Origin of the sequence: Pseudomonas sp. W17 (genome assembly GCF_040268305.1) — a bacterium.
GTDB classification, from domain to species: Bacteria; Pseudomonadota; Gammaproteobacteria; order Pseudomonadales; family Pseudomonadaceae; genus Aquipseudomonas; species Aquipseudomonas protegens.
On the sequence record NZ_CP158490.1, the window covers coordinates 2,855,654 to 2,871,898 of the forward strand.

General features: G+C 65.6%; 15 protein-coding genes. 10 read left to right on the forward strand and 5 right to left on the reverse strand.

The features are described 5' to 3' along the window. Nucleotides 1-120 precede the first annotated feature (120 nt). The 3 genes from ABCR88_RS13410 (at nucleotide 121) to ABCR88_RS13420 (ending at nucleotide 3,524) form a co-directional block, all read left to right on the forward strand. Complete coding sequence (locus ABCR88_RS13410; RefSeq protein ID WP_011061625.1) at nucleotides 121-1,584, forward strand: GntP family transporter; 1,464 nt, start codon at nucleotides 121-123, stop codon at nucleotides 1,582-1,584. 21 nt (nucleotides 1,585-1,605) lie between these two features. After that, nucleotides 1,606-2,388 (forward strand): 2-oxo-tetronate isomerase, encoded by a 783-nt coding sequence (gene otnI / locus ABCR88_RS13415; RefSeq protein WP_350404704.1) that lies wholly within the window; start codon nucleotides 1,606-1,608, stop codon nucleotides 2,386-2,388. Between the two features lie 68 nt (nucleotides 2,389-2,456). Next, complete coding sequence (locus tag ABCR88_RS13420) at nucleotides 2,457-3,524, forward strand: alpha/beta fold hydrolase (protein ID WP_350022780.1); 1,068 nt, start codon at nucleotides 2,457-2,459, stop codon at nucleotides 3,522-3,524. 76 nt (nucleotides 3,525-3,600) lie between these two features. Here ABCR88_RS13420 and ABCR88_RS13425 read toward each other — a convergent pair whose 3' ends face one another. From ABCR88_RS13425 to ABCR88_RS13440, 4 genes are all read right to left on the reverse strand, one after another. Continuing rightward, nucleotides 3,601-4,413, reverse strand: a complete 813-nt coding sequence (locus tag ABCR88_RS13425; protein WP_015635853.1) for a DeoR/GlpR family DNA-binding transcription regulator — start codon at nucleotides 4,411-4,413, stop codon at nucleotides 3,601-3,603. Between the two features lie 116 nt (nucleotides 4,414-4,529). Further along, on the reverse strand, nucleotides 4,530-4,799 hold the full coding sequence (locus ABCR88_RS13430; RefSeq protein ID WP_011061621.1) for a hypothetical protein: 270 nt from the start codon (nucleotides 4,797-4,799) through the stop codon (nucleotides 4,530-4,532). 23 nt (nucleotides 4,800-4,822) lie between these two features. Next, nucleotides 4,823-5,416, reverse strand: coding sequence for a hypothetical protein (locus ABCR88_RS13435; protein WP_236187206.1), 594 nt, complete (start codon nucleotides 5,414-5,416; stop codon nucleotides 4,823-4,825). Nucleotides 5,417-5,423: 7 nt separating this feature from the next. Continuing rightward, nucleotides 5,424-6,161: a transporter substrate-binding domain-containing protein gene (locus ABCR88_RS13440; RefSeq protein ID WP_350404706.1), complete on the reverse strand. Its 738-nt coding sequence runs from the start codon at nucleotides 6,159-6,161 to the stop codon at nucleotides 5,424-5,426. A gap of 186 nt (nucleotides 6,162-6,347) precedes the next feature. Here ABCR88_RS13440 and ABCR88_RS13445 point away from each other — a divergent pair, with 186 nt between their 5' ends. The 7 genes from ABCR88_RS13445 (at nucleotide 6,348) to ABCR88_RS13475 (ending at nucleotide 14,806) form a co-directional block, all read left to right on the forward strand. Continuing rightward, nucleotides 6,348-7,379: a lysozyme inhibitor LprI family protein gene (locus ABCR88_RS13445; RefSeq protein ID WP_350404707.1), complete on the forward strand. Its 1,032-nt coding sequence runs from the start codon at nucleotides 6,348-6,350 to the stop codon at nucleotides 7,377-7,379. Between the two features lie 276 nt (nucleotides 7,380-7,655). Next, a complete protein-coding gene (fabV, locus tag ABCR88_RS13450; protein ID WP_232643122.1) occupies nucleotides 7,656-8,852 on the forward strand; it encodes an enoyl-ACP reductase FabV in 1,197 nt (398 codons plus the stop codon). 177 nt (nucleotides 8,853-9,029) lie between these two features. Next, entirely contained in the window at nucleotides 9,030-9,728 is a 699-nt protein-coding gene (locus tag ABCR88_RS13455; protein WP_011061616.1) for an AzlC family ABC transporter permease, read from the forward strand. Continuing rightward, nucleotides 9,728-10,039 (forward strand): AzlD domain-containing protein, encoded by a 312-nt coding sequence (locus tag ABCR88_RS13460; protein WP_011061615.1) that lies wholly within the window; start codon nucleotides 9,728-9,730, stop codon nucleotides 10,037-10,039. The genes ABCR88_RS13455 and ABCR88_RS13460 overlap by 1 nt, the downstream gene beginning before the upstream one ends. 67 nt (nucleotides 10,040-10,106) lie before the next feature. Next, a complete protein-coding gene (locus tag ABCR88_RS13465; RefSeq protein ID WP_350404708.1) occupies nucleotides 10,107-11,096 on the forward strand; it encodes an SMI1/KNR4 family protein in 990 nt (329 codons plus the stop codon). Then, nucleotides 11,093-12,046 carry a GDP-mannose pyrophosphatase NudK gene (gene nudK, locus ABCR88_RS13470; protein ID WP_236184819.1) on the forward strand — a complete coding sequence of 318 codons (954 nt, stop codon included), beginning with the start codon at nucleotides 11,093-11,095 and terminating at the stop codon, nucleotides 12,044-12,046. Before ABCR88_RS13465 ends, nudK begins: the two co-directional genes overlap by 4 nt. A 192-nt stretch (nucleotides 12,047-12,238) precedes the next feature. Next, a complete protein-coding gene (locus tag ABCR88_RS13475) occupies nucleotides 12,239-14,806 on the forward strand; it encodes an EAL domain-containing protein (RefSeq protein WP_350404709.1) in 2,568 nt (855 codons plus the stop codon). A 9-nt stretch (nucleotides 14,807-14,815) separates the two neighbouring features. On the opposite strand, the gene ABCR88_RS13480 is transcribed toward ABCR88_RS13475, so the two are convergent. Then, entirely contained in the window at nucleotides 14,816-16,228 is a 1,413-nt protein-coding gene (locus ABCR88_RS13480) for a DUF2252 domain-containing protein (RefSeq protein ID WP_011061611.1), read from the reverse strand. Nucleotides 16,229-16,245 lie beyond the last annotated feature (17 nt).

The window sequence follows — 16,245 nt, forward strand, 5'->3', positions numbered from 1 at the left end:
AGCGGCTTGCCGGTAAAAAACAATAACAACAGGACATCCCGAGATGAATGACTGCATAGGCTTTACGGGTTCCAGCGAGTTCTGCCACACACGCCAGCAACCTTGTGGGGGGCTGTCGCTATGAGCCCGCTGATTCTGATGATCACCGCCGGGGCCGGTATCGCCCTGTTGCTGTTCCTGGTGCTCAAGTACAAGTTCCAGCCCTTTGTCGCGCTGATGCTGGTAAGCATCCTGGTGGCGCTGGTGGCCGGGGTGAAACCGGCGGAGCTGGTGGCCACCATCGAGGGCGGCATGGGCAAGACCCTCGGCCACATCGCCATCATCATCGCCCTGGGCGCGATGATCGGCCGCATCATCGAGCTTTCCGGCGGCGCCGAGGCGCTGGCCAAGACCCTGATCGAGCGCTTCGGCAACCGGCGCACGCCCCTGGCGCTGACCATGGCCGGATTCATCATCGGCGTGCCGGTGTTCTTCGAGGTCGGGGTGATCATCCTCATGCCCCTGGCCTATGGCGTGGCCCGCAGTGCGCGCAAGCCGCTGCTGGTGTTCGCCTTGCCGATGTGCGCCGCGCTGCTCACCGTGCACGCCTTCCTGCCGCCGCACCCTGGAGCGGTGGCCGCGGCCAGCCAGCTGGGCGCGGACCTGGGCCGGGTGCTGATGTTCGGCCTGCCGCTGACCGCGCTGCTGTGCTACGTGGGCTACCGCGTGGCGGGGCGCATGACCCGGCGCAACTACCCGATGACCGATGACATCCGCGCCGAAGTCTACGGCCCGCACGTCACCAATGAAGACCTCGCCGCCTGGAACAACGGTTCCGAGCAGCCTGCCAGCCCCCAGGCGGTGGCCGCTGTGGCGCACATGGGCCTGGAGGAGTCCACCGGCAGCCTGGCGGCGAAACTGCCACCGGCGCCGCCACCGGGGTTCGGCCTGATCGTCAGCCTGATCCTGCTGCCCATCGTGCTGATCCTGCTGGGCACCCTGGCTACCTCCTTGCTGCCCCTGGAATCCACCCTGCGCGGGGTGCTGACCGTACTTGGCGCGCCGCTGGTGGCACTGCTGCTGGACACCTTGCTGTGTGCCTGGCTGCTGGGCTCGCGCCGCGGCTGGAGCCGCAGCCAGGTGTCCGACGTGATCGGCTCGGCGCTGCCCGGGGTGGCCATGGTGATCCTGATCGCCGGGGCCGGCGGGGTGTTCGGCAAGGTGCTGGTGGATACCGGCATCGGCGCGGTGGTCTCCGACCTGCTGCGCACCACCGGCCTGCCGGTGCTGGCCCTGGGTTTTCTGCTGACCATGCTGCTGCGTGCGGTGCAGGGCTCCACCACCGTGGCCCTGGTGACCACCGCCGGGATCATCGCGCCGCTGATCGCCACCCTCAACCTGAGCCCCAACCACATGGCCCTGCTGTGCCTGGCTATGGGCGGTGGCGGGCTGGCCATGTCCCATATCAATGACGCCGGGTACTGGATCTTCACCAAGCTGGCCGGCCTCAACGTGGCGGACGGCCTGCGTACCTGGACCGTGATCACCACCTTGCTCGGCACTTTGGGGTTCTGTATTACCCTGCTGATCTGGCCATTTGTCTGACCCTTTGTCCCAGGAGTTACCATGCCTCGTTTTGCTGCCAACCTCAGCATGCTCTACCCGGAACATGACTTTCTCGAACGTTTCGCCGCCGCGGCGGCCGACGGCTTCACGGCCGTGGAATATCTATTTCCCTACGACTACAGCCCCCAGGAGCTGAAACAGCGCCTGGACGACCACGGCCTGCAACAGGCCCTGTTCAACGCTCCGCCCGGCGACTGGGCAGTGGGTGAGCGGGGCATCGTTTCCCTGCCCGGGCGTGAGCAGGAGTTCCGTCAGGGTTTCGACAAGGCACTGGAATACGCCGCGGTGCTGGGCAACTCGCGGATCCACGTGATGGCCGGCCTGCTGCCGTCCGAGAACGATCGCCCGCGGCACCACGGCGTCTACCTGGAGAACCTGGCCCATGCCACGGCCCAGGCGGCCAAGGTCGGGGTCACGGTGCTGCTGGAGCCGATCAACACCCGGGACATGCCGGGGTTCTTTCTCAACCGCCAGGATCAGGCCCAGGCCATCTGCAAGGAAGTCGGCGCGGCCAACCTCAAGGTGCAGTTCGACTGCTATCACTGCCAGATCGTCGAAGGCGACCTGGCGGTGAAACTGCGCCGCGACCTGGCCGGGATCGGCCACATCCAGATCGCCGGGGTGCCGGATCGTCACGAGCCGGACCAGGGGGAACTGAACTATCCCTACCTGTTCCAGCTGATGGACGACCTTGGCTACGACGGCTGGGTCGGTTGTGAATACCGCCCGCGCGGCAACACCTCTACCGGCCTGCAGTGGCTGCGGGACTGGCAGGCGCGCTAAGCGTTCGCCACCCCTGGCGCCAAGCGCGCCGGGGGCCCTCCGATAACAACAAGCACAGGAGTTTTCCCATGCAGCGTTTTGCCTGCCGGGCCGCGCTCGGCCTGATTTTGTCCCTGGGCGGTATGTCGCTGGCCGCGGCCGCGAGCTTGCCGCCGGCCACCGAGGGGGATTGGGTGGCCCCGCAATTCACCTTCCACAACGGTGAGCAACTGGCCAACCTGAAGCTGCACTACATCACCCTGGGGGACCCCAAGCACCCGGCGATCCTCTATCTGCATGGCACCTACCGGCCGGCCAGCGACCTGTTGAGCAAGGATTTTGGCGGTGAACTGTTCGGCCCCGGGCAACCCCTGGATGCCAGCAAGTACTACATCATCGCCACCGACGGCATCGGCGTCGGCCAGTCGAGCAAGCCTTCGGACGGCCTGCGGGCGCGGTTCCCCCATTACAACTACGAGGACATGGTCCAGGCCCAGTACCGGCTGCTGACCGAAGGGCTGGGGGTCAAGCACCTGCGGCTGATCATCGGCAATTCCATGGGCGGCATGCAGGCCTGGATCTGGGGCCAGAAGTGGCCGCAGATGATGGACGCCCTGGTGCCCATGGCCTCCCAGCCGGGGGAAATGTCCTCGCGCAACTGGATGATGCGCCGCCTGCTGGTGGAGTCGATCAAGCAGGACCCGGCCTGGGAGCAGGGCAACTACCGGCAACAGCCGCCGTCGCTGCGCCTGGCCAACGCGCTGTTCGCCACCGGCACCAGCGGCGGCACCCTGGCCTATCAGGCCCTGGCGCCGACCCGGGCCCAGGCTGACCAGCTGGTGCAGGAGCGCCTCAAGGCCAGCCAGGGCGCCGATGCCAATGATTTCATCTACCAGTGGCAGTCCTCGGCGGACTACAACGCCATGCCGGGGCTGGGCAGGATCCAGGCGCCGGTGCTGGTGATCAACGCCGCGGACGACGAGCGCAACCCGCCGGAAACCGGCACCCTGCAAGCGGCGCTCAAACAGGTGAAAAATGCCCGCCTGCTGCTGATTCCCGCCAGCGCCGAAACCCGTGGCCACGGCACCACCGGCATGGCCCGGTTCTACGCCCGCGAACTGGGGCAGTTCATGGCCGAGACTGAAAAAAACCGCTAGCGGCTACTGCGGTGTCTTCGTGGCCCGGGAGCAAGTCCTGCGCCACGGGCTGCTGTGGACGGGGGCTATCGCTGGCTCAGGATTGTGCCGGCAGCAGCAGTTCCACACCGTGCTTGCGGATCCCGTCCGCCGCCGCAGGGGCCAGTGCGGCGTCGCTGATGATGATGTCGAACTGTTCCAGCCCGGCGATCTTGTACATGCTGAAGGTGCCGTACTTGGAGCTGCTGGCCACCAGCACCACCTGGGTCGCCGACTGCATCGCCACCTGCTTGACCTCGACCTTCAGCGCCGATGGCGTGGTGATGCCCCGGCGCAGGTCCCAGGAACTGGTGGAGATAAAGGCCACGTCGGTCACCACCTGGCGCAGGGTGGCCACCGCCAGCCCGCCGACACAGGAGTGGTTGGAGTGGTCCAATTGCCCGCCGGTATGGATCACCGTGACCTGGGGCGCGTCCATCAGGGCCTGGGCCACGCCGAAATCGTTGGTCACCACGGTCATCCCCGACAGCGCCTTGATGTAGGGCACGATTTCCAGCGTGCTGGTGCCGGCGTCCAGGTACACGGTCATGTCCGCGTGCAGCAGGCTCGCCGCCAGCTTGGCCATGGCCTGCTTCTGCGGCAGCTCCACCACGGCCTTGGACTGATGGCTGGGCTCGCTGTGCAACTGGCTGGCGATGCGCACCCCGCCGGTTACCGAGTGGGCGCGGCCTTCCTGCTCCAGCAGGGCGATATCCCGGCGCACGGTCATGTGCGAGCAGTCGAACATCTCCATCAACTGATGCACGCTGAGCACCTGGTGCTTGCGCAACTGGCGCAGGATCTGCTCACGGCGCTGTTCGGGAATCATCGGTGCGCCGCTGTCACTGGCAAGGTCCTTGGGGGTAGGCATTGAAGCTCCGGTCTGGCGGGTCGGCAAAGGCAGGAATCGGCACGCCATAGTAGCGAAAGTAGCCGCCGCGGACGAGATTTAGTGCCGTGTGCAAGTCAGGAAAACATGGCCATCAGTCAGGGGCAGAAGGGGCAATACAGATTGTCGAGAAAGTCCTGACTGTCGATGTTGGCGTCCAGCACCTGTACCACCACCGGGCCATGGTGCCTGCATTCCAGAATCTGCCCGGCGCCGCTGCGGTTCGGCTGTTGCTCGCTGAATTCATTGCAGCCGCACCAGGGGCATTTGCGCACGGTGGCATCGTTCTGGCCGAGTATTGCCAGGTCCCAGCCGCAGCCGGTGCAATTGAGGCGATACAAAGGGCGGGCAGGGGTAAAGGTCGGCATAGGGGAACTCCAGGTCAGGGGCCTCAGCCCGGGGTCAACAGGCGCTTGAGCGAGCGGGTCAGCGGCTGGCGTGCCTTGCGGCTCTTGAACGGCCCCGGGATGTGCCGCAGGAAACTGCGCCAGGGGTAGCCACCGGGATTGCGCTGCGCGGAACCCAGGTAATCATGCAGGGCCAGGGCCGATTCGCGGTTGAAGGCCCAGAGCATCTGGCCTTTGTAGAGTACGGAAAAATAGGCTTCGCCTGGCCAGTTCAGATGGTGGCGCGCCGCGTAGTGGCAGTGCTCGCAGCGTACCGACCCCAGGTCCAGGCCGTGATCGCGGTACCAGTAGGCTGAACGCTGCCAGTGGCTGGGGCTGTAGCCATCGGGCAACGGACCCAGGCTCTGCATCGGGTCGCCATGCAGGCCGGGAAAGTACAGGGCGTAGTGGTGATAGTGGCCGCAGTTGTCCTGCTCTTTCCAGTACTCCAGCAGCGGGTGGGCCTGGAAGAACGGCACATCGGCCTTGCGTTCGATGGGCCTGGCCACGACGAAGTCGAAGCAGGCCTGGCCTGCGCACTGCGGGCAACTGAGCGCCAACTGATGGGGCATGGGGCTCCAGGGGGCAAGGCTGGTCATGGGTGAATCAATCTACCTGTGGCGGGGCCTGGTCAATATGCCAGAGCTGCTTGAGCTGCTGCAGGCTGCAATCGCGCTTCATGCCGTCCAGGGCCTGCTGCCAGCGGGCCACCTGGGCCGCATTGACCTTGGGCGAAAAGGCGATGTAGGCGTCCTGGTGCATCAGTGGCATCTGGTAGCGCAACTGGTCGAGGGCCAAGCCCTCTTCGGCGGCGAAGGTGCCGACGCTCATGGTGTCGGCCACCACGTATTGCACGCGACCGACCTGCAGCAGGCGCATCATGATTTCCGGGCTGTCGACGCCCCACAGGTTGTCCAGCCCCTGCTGCCTGAGGTAGCTGTAGACCAGCCATTTGCGCGGCACGGCAATCTGGCCCCGGGTCTGGTGCAGGTCGGTGACCGGTGTGCTGTCGCCATTGCGGGTATAGAGGGCGGTTTCGGTGCGCATCAACGGGCCTACCCACTGGTAGCGCGACTCGCGCTCGGCGGTGCGCAGTATGGTGAACACCGCTGTGTCGTCATCGCTTCCGGCATCGCGCAGGGCCCGCAGCATCGGCCGCAGCTGCACGTTCACCGTGTCGCCGCTGCGCTGCGCCAGGGCCTGTACCACATCGACACCAAACCCCACCATCCGCTCGCCCTGCTGGAAGTGCAGCGGCGGGTGGTTGTCGGTCAGCATGCGCAACTCGCCGGCGTGGGCCGCAAGGCTCAATAGCGGCAACAGTGCCTGCAGCATCCATTTCATGCAGTGCCCTTGGAGTTTGAAAACGCAGAGCTTAGTACGACTGGTTGCCGCCTGTCGCGATAAAAGCTCCCGGCTCCGAGCCAGGCTTCAGAGGGGGGGCGGGCGGGGGCTTTTTTCGTCGGGATATCGCTGAAAACACTCCACTGCAGTTATTCTTGCGCCGCCTTTTCAGAATGGAATCGACCCATGTTCGCTCCCCTTGTTCGTCCCTTACGAGCCACTGGCTTGCTGCTCGCGGTCCTGGCCTGTTCCCAGGGCGTGCAGGCCAGCAGTTTCGACTGCGCCAAAGCCGCCAGCAGCAGTGAAAAAGCCCTGTGTGCCGACCCCTATACCGCCTCGCTGGACAGCCAGCTGGGCAAGGTCTGGAAGGCGGCCCTGGCCAAGGCCAAGGACCCCAAGGCGCTGCGCCTGGACCAGCGTGAATGGCTCAAGGAGCGGGATCAGTGCGCAACCGACCTGGGCTGCCTGCGCAGCAAATACCTGAGCCGCCTGGTCGCGTTGCGTTATGTGAATGTGCCGTTCGAGTGGCAGGGCACCTGGCAGCGGGTCTCGGTCAGCCCGTTCTACGCCGGTGATCTGGTGATCCGGCGCACTGGCGAGGATCGCCTGAGCTTCGATCTGTCGGCCATGGGCGGCGCCAACTCCGGCTCGCTCGCGGGCAAGGCGCAGATCAAGGGCGGTGAGGCCAGCTACAGCGTCGAGGGCTGCAACCTGCGCTTCACGCAGCGCAACGGCCTGTTGCAGGTGAGCCAGGAGGGCGACTCCTTTGCCTGCGGCGCCGGTTCAGGGGTGTATTACGACGGGCTCTATGTGGCTTCCAAGCAAGCCCTGGAGAGCCATTACGACCTGCTGTCCACGGCGCTGGTGCGCACCGAGGAAGAAGACCGGCGCGCCCGGAAACTGCTGAACAAGGACTATCAGACCCTGCTCGACAGTGGCTCGTCGTTCTCCGCGGATACCTCGGCCGAACTCAAGGGCGCCGAGGTCACCGATATGTGGCTGCCGGGCCTGGCCACCACCAATGCGGCGATTTTCGTGCGCGGTACCCAGGGCCAGTTGTGGGTCGCGCTGCTGGTGGTGGCAGGGCCCAAGGATGAAGTGCGGGTGCGTTACTACACCACCGAGCCTGAGTGGAAGCACAGCCTGCCGGATGTGGTGCAGAGCTGGTACGAAGCGCGCAGCAAGGACAAGCAGCTGCCGCTGGACATGATGCCCTGAGCCGGTGTGGAGAGCGGCCAGGGGCAGGGTGCGCAAGAGATTTCGCCGTACGGACAGGCGACAGCATCGGCGCACCTGCTAGAGTCTCGCCCCGGGCTGTGCGCAATCGCGCTTGGCGGGCGCGCAACACCACCGTCATGCCCCCTGGAACCGGGGCCTGACGGGCAAATTCCTCAGGTTGGTGACGCGAAGCGAATATGAGCGTCTACGACTAGTGCAAGTGACACTGCCGCCGCCGTCATCGGCGCCTGGCACTTTGAAATTGGGAGAGTATGTATGGTCATCAAACCCCGCGTTCGCGGCTTTATCTGTGTGACGACCCACCCGGTCGGCTGTGAAGCCAACGTCAAGCAACAGATCGATTACGTCACCCAGCAGGGCGCCATCGACGCAGGGCCGAAGAACGTACTGGTACTCGGCGCTTCCACCGGCTACGGCCTGGCAGCGCGGATCACCGCAGCGTTCGGCTGTGGCGCCAACACCCTCGGGGTGTTCTTCGAGCGCGGCAGCGTTGACGGCAAGCTGGGCACCGCCGGCTGGTACAACACCGCGGCGTTCCACAAGTTCGCCGAAGAAAAGGGCCTGTACGCCAAGAGCATCAACGGCGATGCCTTCTCCGATGCGGTCAAGGCCGAGACCATCGAGACCATCAAGCGCGACCTGGGCAAGATCGACCTGGTGGTCTACAGCCTGGCCGCGCCGCGCCGCACCCACCCCAAGACCGGTGAAGTGCTGAGCTCGACCCTCAAGCCCCTGGGCAAGTCCGTGACCCTGCGCGGTGTCGACACCGACAAGGAAATCGTTAAGGAAACCACCCTGCAGCCGGCGACCCAGGAAGAGATCGACGGCACCGTGGCGGTGATGGGCGGCGAAGATTGGCAGATGTGGATCGACGCGCTGCACGAAGCCGGTGTCCTGGCCGAAGGCGCCAAGACCACCGCCTTCACCTACCTGGGCGAGAAGCTGACCCACGACATCTACTGGAACGGTTCCATTGGCGAAGCCAAGAAGGACCTGGACCAGAAAGTCATCGGCATGCGCCAGCAACTGGCCGACCTGGGCGGCGACGCCCGGGTGTCGGTGCTCAAGGCCGTGGTGACCCAGGCCAGCTCGGCGATCCCGATCATGCCGCTGTACCTGTCGCTGCTGTTCAAGGTAATGAAGGAGCAGGGCAGCCACGAAGGTTGCATCGAACAGGTCTACGGCCTGTACAAGGACAGCCTGTACAACAGCGAGCCGGTGATCGACCAGGAAGGCCGCCTGCGTGCCGACTACAAGGAACTGCAACCGGCGGTTCAGGACCGGGTCAAGCAGCTGTGGGACCAGGTGACCAGCGAGAACCTCTACGAGATGACTGATTTCGTCGGTTACAAGCAAGAGTTCCTGCGCCTGTTCGGTTTCGAGATCGAAGGTGTCGACTACGAAGCCGACGTCGATCCGGACGTGAAGATCAGCAACCTGATCCAGCTGTAATCCGCTCGTAGCATTAGCCAGCGCCCCTCCTTCGTGAGGGGCGCTGTTGTTTGCATCCCCCTATTTCCCGTAGGAGCCAGCTCCTGCACGGGGCGGTGGGCAATTGCGCAAGATCGTTCAAGCCAGGGGCGCCGGCAAATGGCACAGTCAGCGTCCGTTACTTGTGTGCAGGGTTTTATGTCCAGCGTTCTTTTACCCCGTGCCGCGTTCATCCGTGGCGCCATCGCCATCATGCCGCTGTCCCTGGCCACCGCGCCCTGGGGGCTGCTGGCCGGTTCCATGGCCATCGAGGCCAATCTCACACCGCTGCAGGGCCAGGGCCTGTCGAGCATCGTTTTCGCCGGGGCCGCGCAACTGGTGGCCATCGGCATGCTCAAGGGCGGGGCGGGGATCTTTTCGATCCTGCTCACCACCTTGCTCCTGACTTCCCAGCACCTGCTCTACGGCATGAGCATGCGCTCGGTGATTTCGCCCCTGCCCGGTCGCTGGCGGGTGGGCCTGGGCTTTCTGCTCACCGACGAGCTGTTCGCCCTGACCAGCGCCCACGACAAGCAGCAGTTCGATCGCTGGTACGCCCTGGGCGTGGGCTTGACCTTCTACGTGGCCTGGAACCTCTTCACCCTGCTGGGCATCGTGCTGGGCAAGAGTATTCCTGGCCTTGAGCACCTGGGCCTGGACTTCTCCATCGCCGCCACCTTCATCGCCCTGATCACGCCACTGGTGCGCAATGTGCCGACGGTGGTCTGCGTTGCCGTATCGCTGTTCTGCTCGGTGCTGTTCAGCTACTGGCACTGGGGATCGGCGCTGGTGCTGTCGGGGCTGGCGGGCATGACTGCAGGTTTTGTCTGCAACAAACTCTATCGGGGGCAAGCGTGATGGTCTGGGCAGTCATCTTCGGCATGGGCCTGTTGGTCTTTCTCAATCGCTATGTGTTTCTTGAACCGCGCCTGCCGCTGCGCCTGAGCAGCAATGCCCGGCAGTTCCTCGGTTTTGCGGTGCCGGGCATGCTCACGGCGATCTGCGGCCCCATCGTGTTCATGCCCGACCACGAGCTGAACCTGCACTGGAGCAACCCCTACCTGCTCAGCTCCCTGGTGGCCATTGCGCTGGTGATCTACACCCGCAACACCCTGCTCAGCATGCTGTTGAGCATGGGGTTCTTTTTCCTCCTGCGTTGGTGGTTCTGAGGGCCGTTTGCGGTAGCCTGTGCAGCTTTCGGCACAGGCCGACCTTCAACCGCAACGGATGCATCGGATGAGCGACTTTCCCCACGATATCGACCTGGACGCGTTCTGGGACCGGGCCACCAGCAGCAAGATCAACCAGCCCCCCGCCAGCCCTGGCGTCATAGCCCAGTTGCAGGCGCAACTGGGCTATCGCCTGCCGCTGTCCTACGTGGCCTTCATGAACCGCTACAACGGCGGGCGCCCGCACCTCAGCTGTTTCCCCACCGAGCAGGGCACCTCCTGGGCCGAGGACCACTGCGCGATCGACAGCTTTCTGAGCATCGGCTGCGATGGCGACTATTCCCTGGGCGGTGGCCTGGGCAGCCGTTTCATGATCGAGGAGTGGGGCTACCCGGACCTGGGGGTGTACATCTGCGATTGCCCCTCCGCCGGCCATGACATGGTTGCCCTGGACTACAGCGAGTGCGGGCCCGAGGGCGAGCCGCGGGTGGTGCATGTGGACCAGGAGGCCGACTACGCGGTGACAGTGCTGGCAGCGGATTTCGAGGCCTTTGTCCGCGGGCTGGTGTCGCCCGAGGTCTACGACACCTCGGAACAGGATTACCTGGATGATCTGGACAAGGTCGCCCACGCGCCGTTCTCGCCCCTGCTGGAGGAACTGCTCGGCCATTTCAGCGCAGTCCCCGACCTGGGGCCGCTGATCCGCCAGATCGCCTTGCGCATCGTCCATGAGAAGCGCTACTTCGCCCTGCATGCCGATCCACTGTCGCAACTGCTCTATGACCTGCAGTTCTGGCTGTACCAGAATCGCTACCCGGTCCCCGACAAAGAGGCGTACCTGCAGGTCTATCAGGACATGATCGCCTTCGCCAGGGGCTTCGGCACCGGCGGCTACGCCCCGGACTTCATCCGCGACTGGTTCCGTAACCGCCTGGCAGGCGGCCAGCTGCAGCAGGCGGCGGGCGGGTTCGCCCTGGCCCCGGCCTACCAGGCGCAATTGCTGGAACAACTGGCCGGGTTTAGACCCGCACCCCTTCAAGCCCAGGAGCAGCCATGAGTGAGGAAACCATCCGCGTCACCGCCGAAAAGACCCTCTCCGACAACTGGTACGTGCTGAAGAAGTACAGCTTCGAGCTGCGCCGCCGCGACGGCAGCTGGCAGGCCCAGGACCGCGAGGTCTACGACCGGGGCAATGGCGCAACCATCCTGCTGTACAACCTGCAACGGCGCACGGTACTGCTGACCCGGCAGTTCCGCATGCCGGCCTTCGTCAACGGCCACAGCGGCTACCTGATCGAGACCGCTGCCGGGCTCCTGGACAACGCCAGCCCCGAGGTGCGCATCCGCCAGGAAGCCCAGGAGGAAACCGGCTACCGGGTCGGCGAGGTGCAGAAGGTCTTCGATGCCTTCATGAGCCCGGGTTCGGTGACCGAGCGTGTGCATTTCTTCATTGGCCATTACCAGGCCGAAGACCGGATCGACGCAGGCGGCGGGCTGGAGCACGAAGGTGAGGACATCGAGGTCCTGGAACTGGATATCGACCAGGCCCTGGGCATGATCAGGAGTGGGGAGATCGCCGACGGCAAGACCATCATGCTCCTGCAATATCTGCAACTGCATGTGCTCAAGCCCCGCAGCCTGATGGTGCTGGTGGCCGGCCCTTATCGCTCTGGTACCGACGATGACCCGGCGCTGCTGGCGCGCAATGTCGAGGCCATGGAGCACTGCGCGGCGCAGGTCCTGGCGGCGGGGCACTTTCCGGTACTGGGGGAATGGGTGGCGTTGCCCATGACCCGGCTGGCGGGTTCCCGGGCGGTGGGCGACGAGATCTACAACCAGCGCTTTCATGCCTACGCCGAGCGCCTGCTGGAACGCTGCGATGCGGTGCTGCGCATCGGCGGGCCGTCGGCGGGCTGCGATGCCATGGTCGAGATCGGCCAGCGCCTGGGCCTGGCCCTCTATCACCGGGTGGAGCAACTGCCGGTGGTGCCCGGCGGCACTGGCTGACGCGCCGCTCCAGGATGCCCCGGCGCCGGCAATCGGCGCCGGGGGAATACCCGCACAGGCCCCGCCAGGGGCTTTTCTTCAGGCCCTGCGGGGAAAAACTGTCTATCGTCAATAGGCAAGCGCGAGCTTCGTCGAAGGCCGCGTGAGGCAGGGTCGCACCGGTCGGTTTGTCGTTATGGCGCCTGGAGCACTATGGAAAACTTCGGTCTTGATCCGTCTCAAGGGCGCAGCACCTCCAATCAGGCGCTGACCCGCGCCACCTTGCTGGGTTGCTCGGGGCTCCTGCTGGCGCTGTTTCTCTTCACCGGTGTGTTGCTGGTATACATCGCCCTCGACCAGAACCTCGAGGCCGAGCAGCACAACCGCCTGGACATCGACAAGGCCCTGCAATCCTTTGCCGGCAATGCCCGCACCACCCTCAAGGACTACGCCCTCTGGGGCGATGCCTACCAGCACCTGCACCTTAAGGTCGACCTGGACTGGGCCTTCAACCGGCAGAATTTCGGCCCCACGCTGTACCGCGACCTGGGCTTTGACGGGGTGTTCGTGATCAACCCGGCCGGCCACACCGTGTACTCCCTGGTGGCCGGCGACCTCAGCGAGATGGATGCCCGCGACTGGCTGGGCGAGGCGTTGCCGCCCCTGGTCAGCGCCGCGCGGGAGGCGGGCGGCAAGGTGGTGGACCGTTACCAGTCGATTGCCGGCACCCCGGCGCTGGTGCTCGCCGCTGTCATAGGCCCGGGCAACGACCCGCAAGTGCGCCCTGATGCCGGGCCGCAGTCGGTGCTGATCTTCGTCGCCCGTTTCGATCCGCCGCGGTTACTGGCCCTGGGCCAAGGCCTGGACATCGAGCATCTGCAGGTGGCCCGTGCCGCCACGGACCAGAGCTTGCCGACCCTGTACTTGCCCGACGGCGCAGGAACCCTGCAATGGCGGCCGGCGCGCCCCGGGCACCAGTTGCTGGTGCTGGTGATGCCGCTGTTGCTGCTGGCTGGCCTGCTGGTGGGCCTGATGGCGGTGTTCCTGTTGCGCCGCGCCGATGCTGCAGCGCAGGTCATGGACCGGCAGGTCCAGGCGCTGCGCGCCAACCGTTGGGCCCTGGCCGCGAGCGAGGAGCGCTTTCGCGATGTGGCTGAAGCTGCGTCCGACTGGATCTGGGAAGTCGACGGGCAGCTGTGCTTTACCTACCTGTCCGAACGTTTCGAGGCGGTCACCGGGTTGACCCGGGAGTCGACCCTGGGGCGGCCGATGACCGAGCTGCTGAGCTGCGAACAGGGTTCGCTGGGCCAGTGGCTGGCGGCCCCGGAGCGGCGTTGCCAGGCGATCCAGCAGTGCCTGTACCGGGATGGCCAGGGGCAGTCGCGAGTCTGTCGCCTGTCGGTGCGGGCCATGGCCGCCGGGGGCTTTCGCGGCACCGCCAGTGATATCACCGAGGAGGTCGCGGCTCGAAGGCGGGTCGAGTACCTGTCCCAGCACGATGCCTTGACCGGCCTTGCCAACCGCACGCGCATGCAGGAGTTTCTCGAAGGCCGGCTGCAGGCCCCGCCGAGCCTGCAGGAACCCCTGCTGATGCTCAGCGTCGACCTGGACCGTTTCAAACCGGTGAACGACCTGCTGGGGCACGCCGCTGGCGACCAGGTGCTGCACGAGGTGTCCCAGCGCCTGGCCCAGTGCCTGCGCGGCGAGGACCTGGTGGCCCGGGTCGGCGGCGACGAGTTTGTCCTGGTGGTCACCGGCCAGGTGGCCGGCCACGAGATCGAAGGCTTGTGCCGGCGGCTGATCGAGCGGATCGAGGAACCGTTCTATATCGCCGGGCACGAGGTATTCATCAGCGCCAGCATCGGCATTGCCCGGGCCCCGGGCGACGCCTCCCAGGCCGAAGAACTGCTGCGCTTTGCCGACATCGCCCTGTACGAGGCGAAAGCGGCGGGGCGCAGCACCTGGCGTTTCTATGCGCCCTACATGAATGTGCGGATCATCGAACGGCGGCGCCTGGAGCGTGACCTGCGCCATGCCATCGAGCAGGACCAGCTGCTCCTGCATTTCCAGCCGCGCTACCGCGTGTTCGATGGCCAGTTGATGGGCGCCGAGGCCCTGGTGCGTTGGCAGCACCCCCAGCATGGCTTGCTGGGGCCGGACGTGTTCGTGCCGATTGCCGAGGACACCGGGTTGATCCTGCCGCTGAGCAACTGGGTACTGCACGCAGCCTGTCGTGCGGCGCGAGCCTGGCCGGAAGGCCGACTGCTGGCGGTCAAGCTGTCGCCGGCGGAATTCCTGCGCGGCCAGCTGGTGGCGCGGATCGCGGCGGTGCTCAAGCAGAGCGGCCTGGAGCCGTCACGCCTGGAGCTGGAAATGACCGACAAGGTGCTGCTGGATGACAGCCGCCACGTGCTCACCATCATGCAGGGGCTCAAGGCGCTGGGGGTGCAGTTGCTGATCGACGATTTCGGCACCGGCTACTCGGCGCTGCAGTACCTGCAGACCTTCCCCCTGGATGGCTTGATGATCGACAGCAGCTTCATCGCCCGACTCAGCCACAACGATGCCGGACGCTCCATTGTCGAGGCGATTGTCGACCTGGGGCATGCATTGTCCTTGCGGGTGGTCGCCGAGGGGGTGCAGGCCGCAGAGCAGTTCGGGGTCTTGCGCGACATTCAGTGCGATGAGGTGCAGGGCCCGCACCTGAGCCCGCCGCTGGACCAGGAGGCCCTGCTGAAGCTCTATGGCGAAGCCGCCCGGGCCTCGCGCCCGATCACCTGAGCCTGTGTTTCAGGGCAGGTGGTCGGCGGCGAAGTCGGCCTCCGAGCGCGCTTGCAGGCGGCCTTTGCGGCAGGCCTGCTGGAAACGCTCGAAATCCCGTTCGTTCTGCGTGGCATAGGCCTGGGCGTAGTGCCACAGGGCTTCGGCCAGGGTTTCGCTCTTGCCGATGTAGCCGCTGATCCGCGCGGCCTGGCCCGAAGCCTTGGCGTGGGCCCGGGCCAAGGCCCGGCCGCAGATCCTGGCATAGGCGGCGAAGGTGTCCTCGTCGAAGGTCTCAAGTTCCGCCGAGACCTTCATGTCGCGCAGTTGGCGCACATAGAAATGACGGCCGTTGGGGCCGGTGGTCCAGCCCAGGAACAGATCGCTGGCGGACTGCATCAGGCGCTGGCCTTCCACCACCCGCTGGCCGTTGTGCCTTGGCTTTGAACGTTCGCGCACATAGTCGGCGAGCACCGAGCGCCGGGCTTCCTTGAATTGCAGGAACAGTGGCCGCTGCTGGGCGTCGGTGAGCAGCGCCACCAGGCAGCGGGTGCCGACGCTGCCAACCCCCACCACCTTGAAGGCCAGGTCGCTGGGCTGGAACCGTGCCAGCAGGTCGCGGCGGTCGGCCTGCAGGGTGCCGCGGTAGTCGCGCATGAAGGTGTCGTACAGCGGCCGCCAGTCTTCCAGGCGCATCCAGTCATCGTCGGGGTCCAGCAGGCTGGTGGTGTTGTGCAGGTGGAAGATTTCCGGCAGGTCGTCGCGAATCAGCAGGCGGCCCCGGGCGTCGCGTTCGCTGATCTTGGGCAGGAGCTCGGCATGGGTGCGCCGGGCGGCCTTGTCGATGGCCCGTTGCACATGCTCCAGGGTGTCGCTGTTGGAGCGCGCCTGGTGCAGCAGGTCTTCGTAGGTCAGGGCGTCGTACCAGATCTCCAGTGCGCTTTGCCCGGCGCAGGTGGCCATGCTGCGCTGATAGGCGCCCACCAGTTCGCGGCACAGGGCCTCTTCGACCCCCGGGCCGTGGCGCAGGTGCCGGGCGGCAATCAGGAAGCTCGCCACCAGGCGCTTGAGGTCCCACTCCCAGGGGCCGGGATGGACCTCGTCGAAGTCGTTGACGCTGAACAGCAGGTTGCGCTCGGGGGTGGCAAAGCCGCCGAAGTTCATCAGGTGGCAGTCTCCACAGATGGTCGAGCGCAGGCCCATGTCCGGGGTGCTGGCCAGGTCGTGGGCCTGGAGCAGGGCGTTGCCACGGTAGAAGGTGAAGGGCGACACCAGCATGCGCCCGTAGCGCAGTGCCACCAGGGACTGGACCCGGCCCTGGCTGGAGGCCTCGATCAACGGCAAGGGGTCGCGCTTGATCTGCCCGGGATCGGAATGGGAGCTGCGGGGGCAGTCCTTGCGGGCTTGCTTGCCGAGCTTGATCGAATCGTCGGGGCGGTTCATGGACAGCTCCTGTGCCA

Excerpts from the sequence above, each read along its gene's own strand:
- otnI (WP_350404704.1), top strand. The coding sequence starts at position 1,606 with ATGCCTCGTTTTGCTGCCAACCTCAGCATGCTCTACCCGGAACATGAC.
- ABCR88_RS13430 (WP_011061621.1), bottom strand. The coding sequence starts at position 4,799 with ATGCCGACCTTTACCCCTGCCCGCCCTTTGTATCGCCTCAATTGCACC.
- ABCR88_RS13480 (WP_011061611.1), bottom strand. The coding sequence starts at position 16,228 with ATGAACCGCCCCGACGATTCGATCAAGCTCGGCAAGCAAGCCCGCAAG.
- ABCR88_RS13420 (WP_350022780.1), top strand. The coding sequence starts at position 2,457 with ATGCAGCGTTTTGCCTGCCGGGCCGCGCTCGGCCTGATTTTGTCCCTG.
- ABCR88_RS13455 (WP_011061616.1), top strand. The coding sequence starts at position 9,030 with ATGTCCAGCGTTCTTTTACCCCGTGCCGCGTTCATCCGTGGCGCCATC.
- ABCR88_RS13460 (WP_011061615.1), top strand. The coding sequence starts at position 9,728 with ATGGTCTGGGCAGTCATCTTCGGCATGGGCCTGTTGGTCTTTCTCAAT.
- nudK (WP_236184819.1), top strand. The coding sequence starts at position 11,093 with ATGAGTGAGGAAACCATCCGCGTCACCGCCGAAAAGACCCTCTCCGAC.
- ABCR88_RS13440 (WP_350404706.1), bottom strand. The coding sequence starts at position 6,161 with ATGAAATGGATGCTGCAGGCACTGTTGCCGCTATTGAGCCTTGCGGCC.
- ABCR88_RS13475 (WP_350404709.1), top strand. The coding sequence starts at position 12,239 with ATGGAAAACTTCGGTCTTGATCCGTCTCAAGGGCGCAGCACCTCCAAT.
- ABCR88_RS13465 (WP_350404708.1), top strand. The coding sequence starts at position 10,107 with ATGAGCGACTTTCCCCACGATATCGACCTGGACGCGTTCTGGGACCGG.
- ABCR88_RS13445 (WP_350404707.1), top strand. The coding sequence starts at position 6,348 with ATGTTCGCTCCCCTTGTTCGTCCCTTACGAGCCACTGGCTTGCTGCTC.
- ABCR88_RS13410 (WP_011061625.1), top strand. The coding sequence starts at position 121 with ATGAGCCCGCTGATTCTGATGATCACCGCCGGGGCCGGTATCGCCCTG.
- ABCR88_RS13425 (WP_015635853.1), bottom strand. The coding sequence starts at position 4,413 with ATGCCTACCCCCAAGGACCTTGCCAGTGACAGCGGCGCACCGATGATT.
- ABCR88_RS13435 (WP_236187206.1), bottom strand. The coding sequence starts at position 5,416 with ATGACCAGCCTTGCCCCCTGGAGCCCCATGCCCCATCAGTTGGCGCTC.
- fabV (WP_232643122.1), top strand. The coding sequence starts at position 7,656 with ATGGTCATCAAACCCCGCGTTCGCGGCTTTATCTGTGTGACGACCCAC.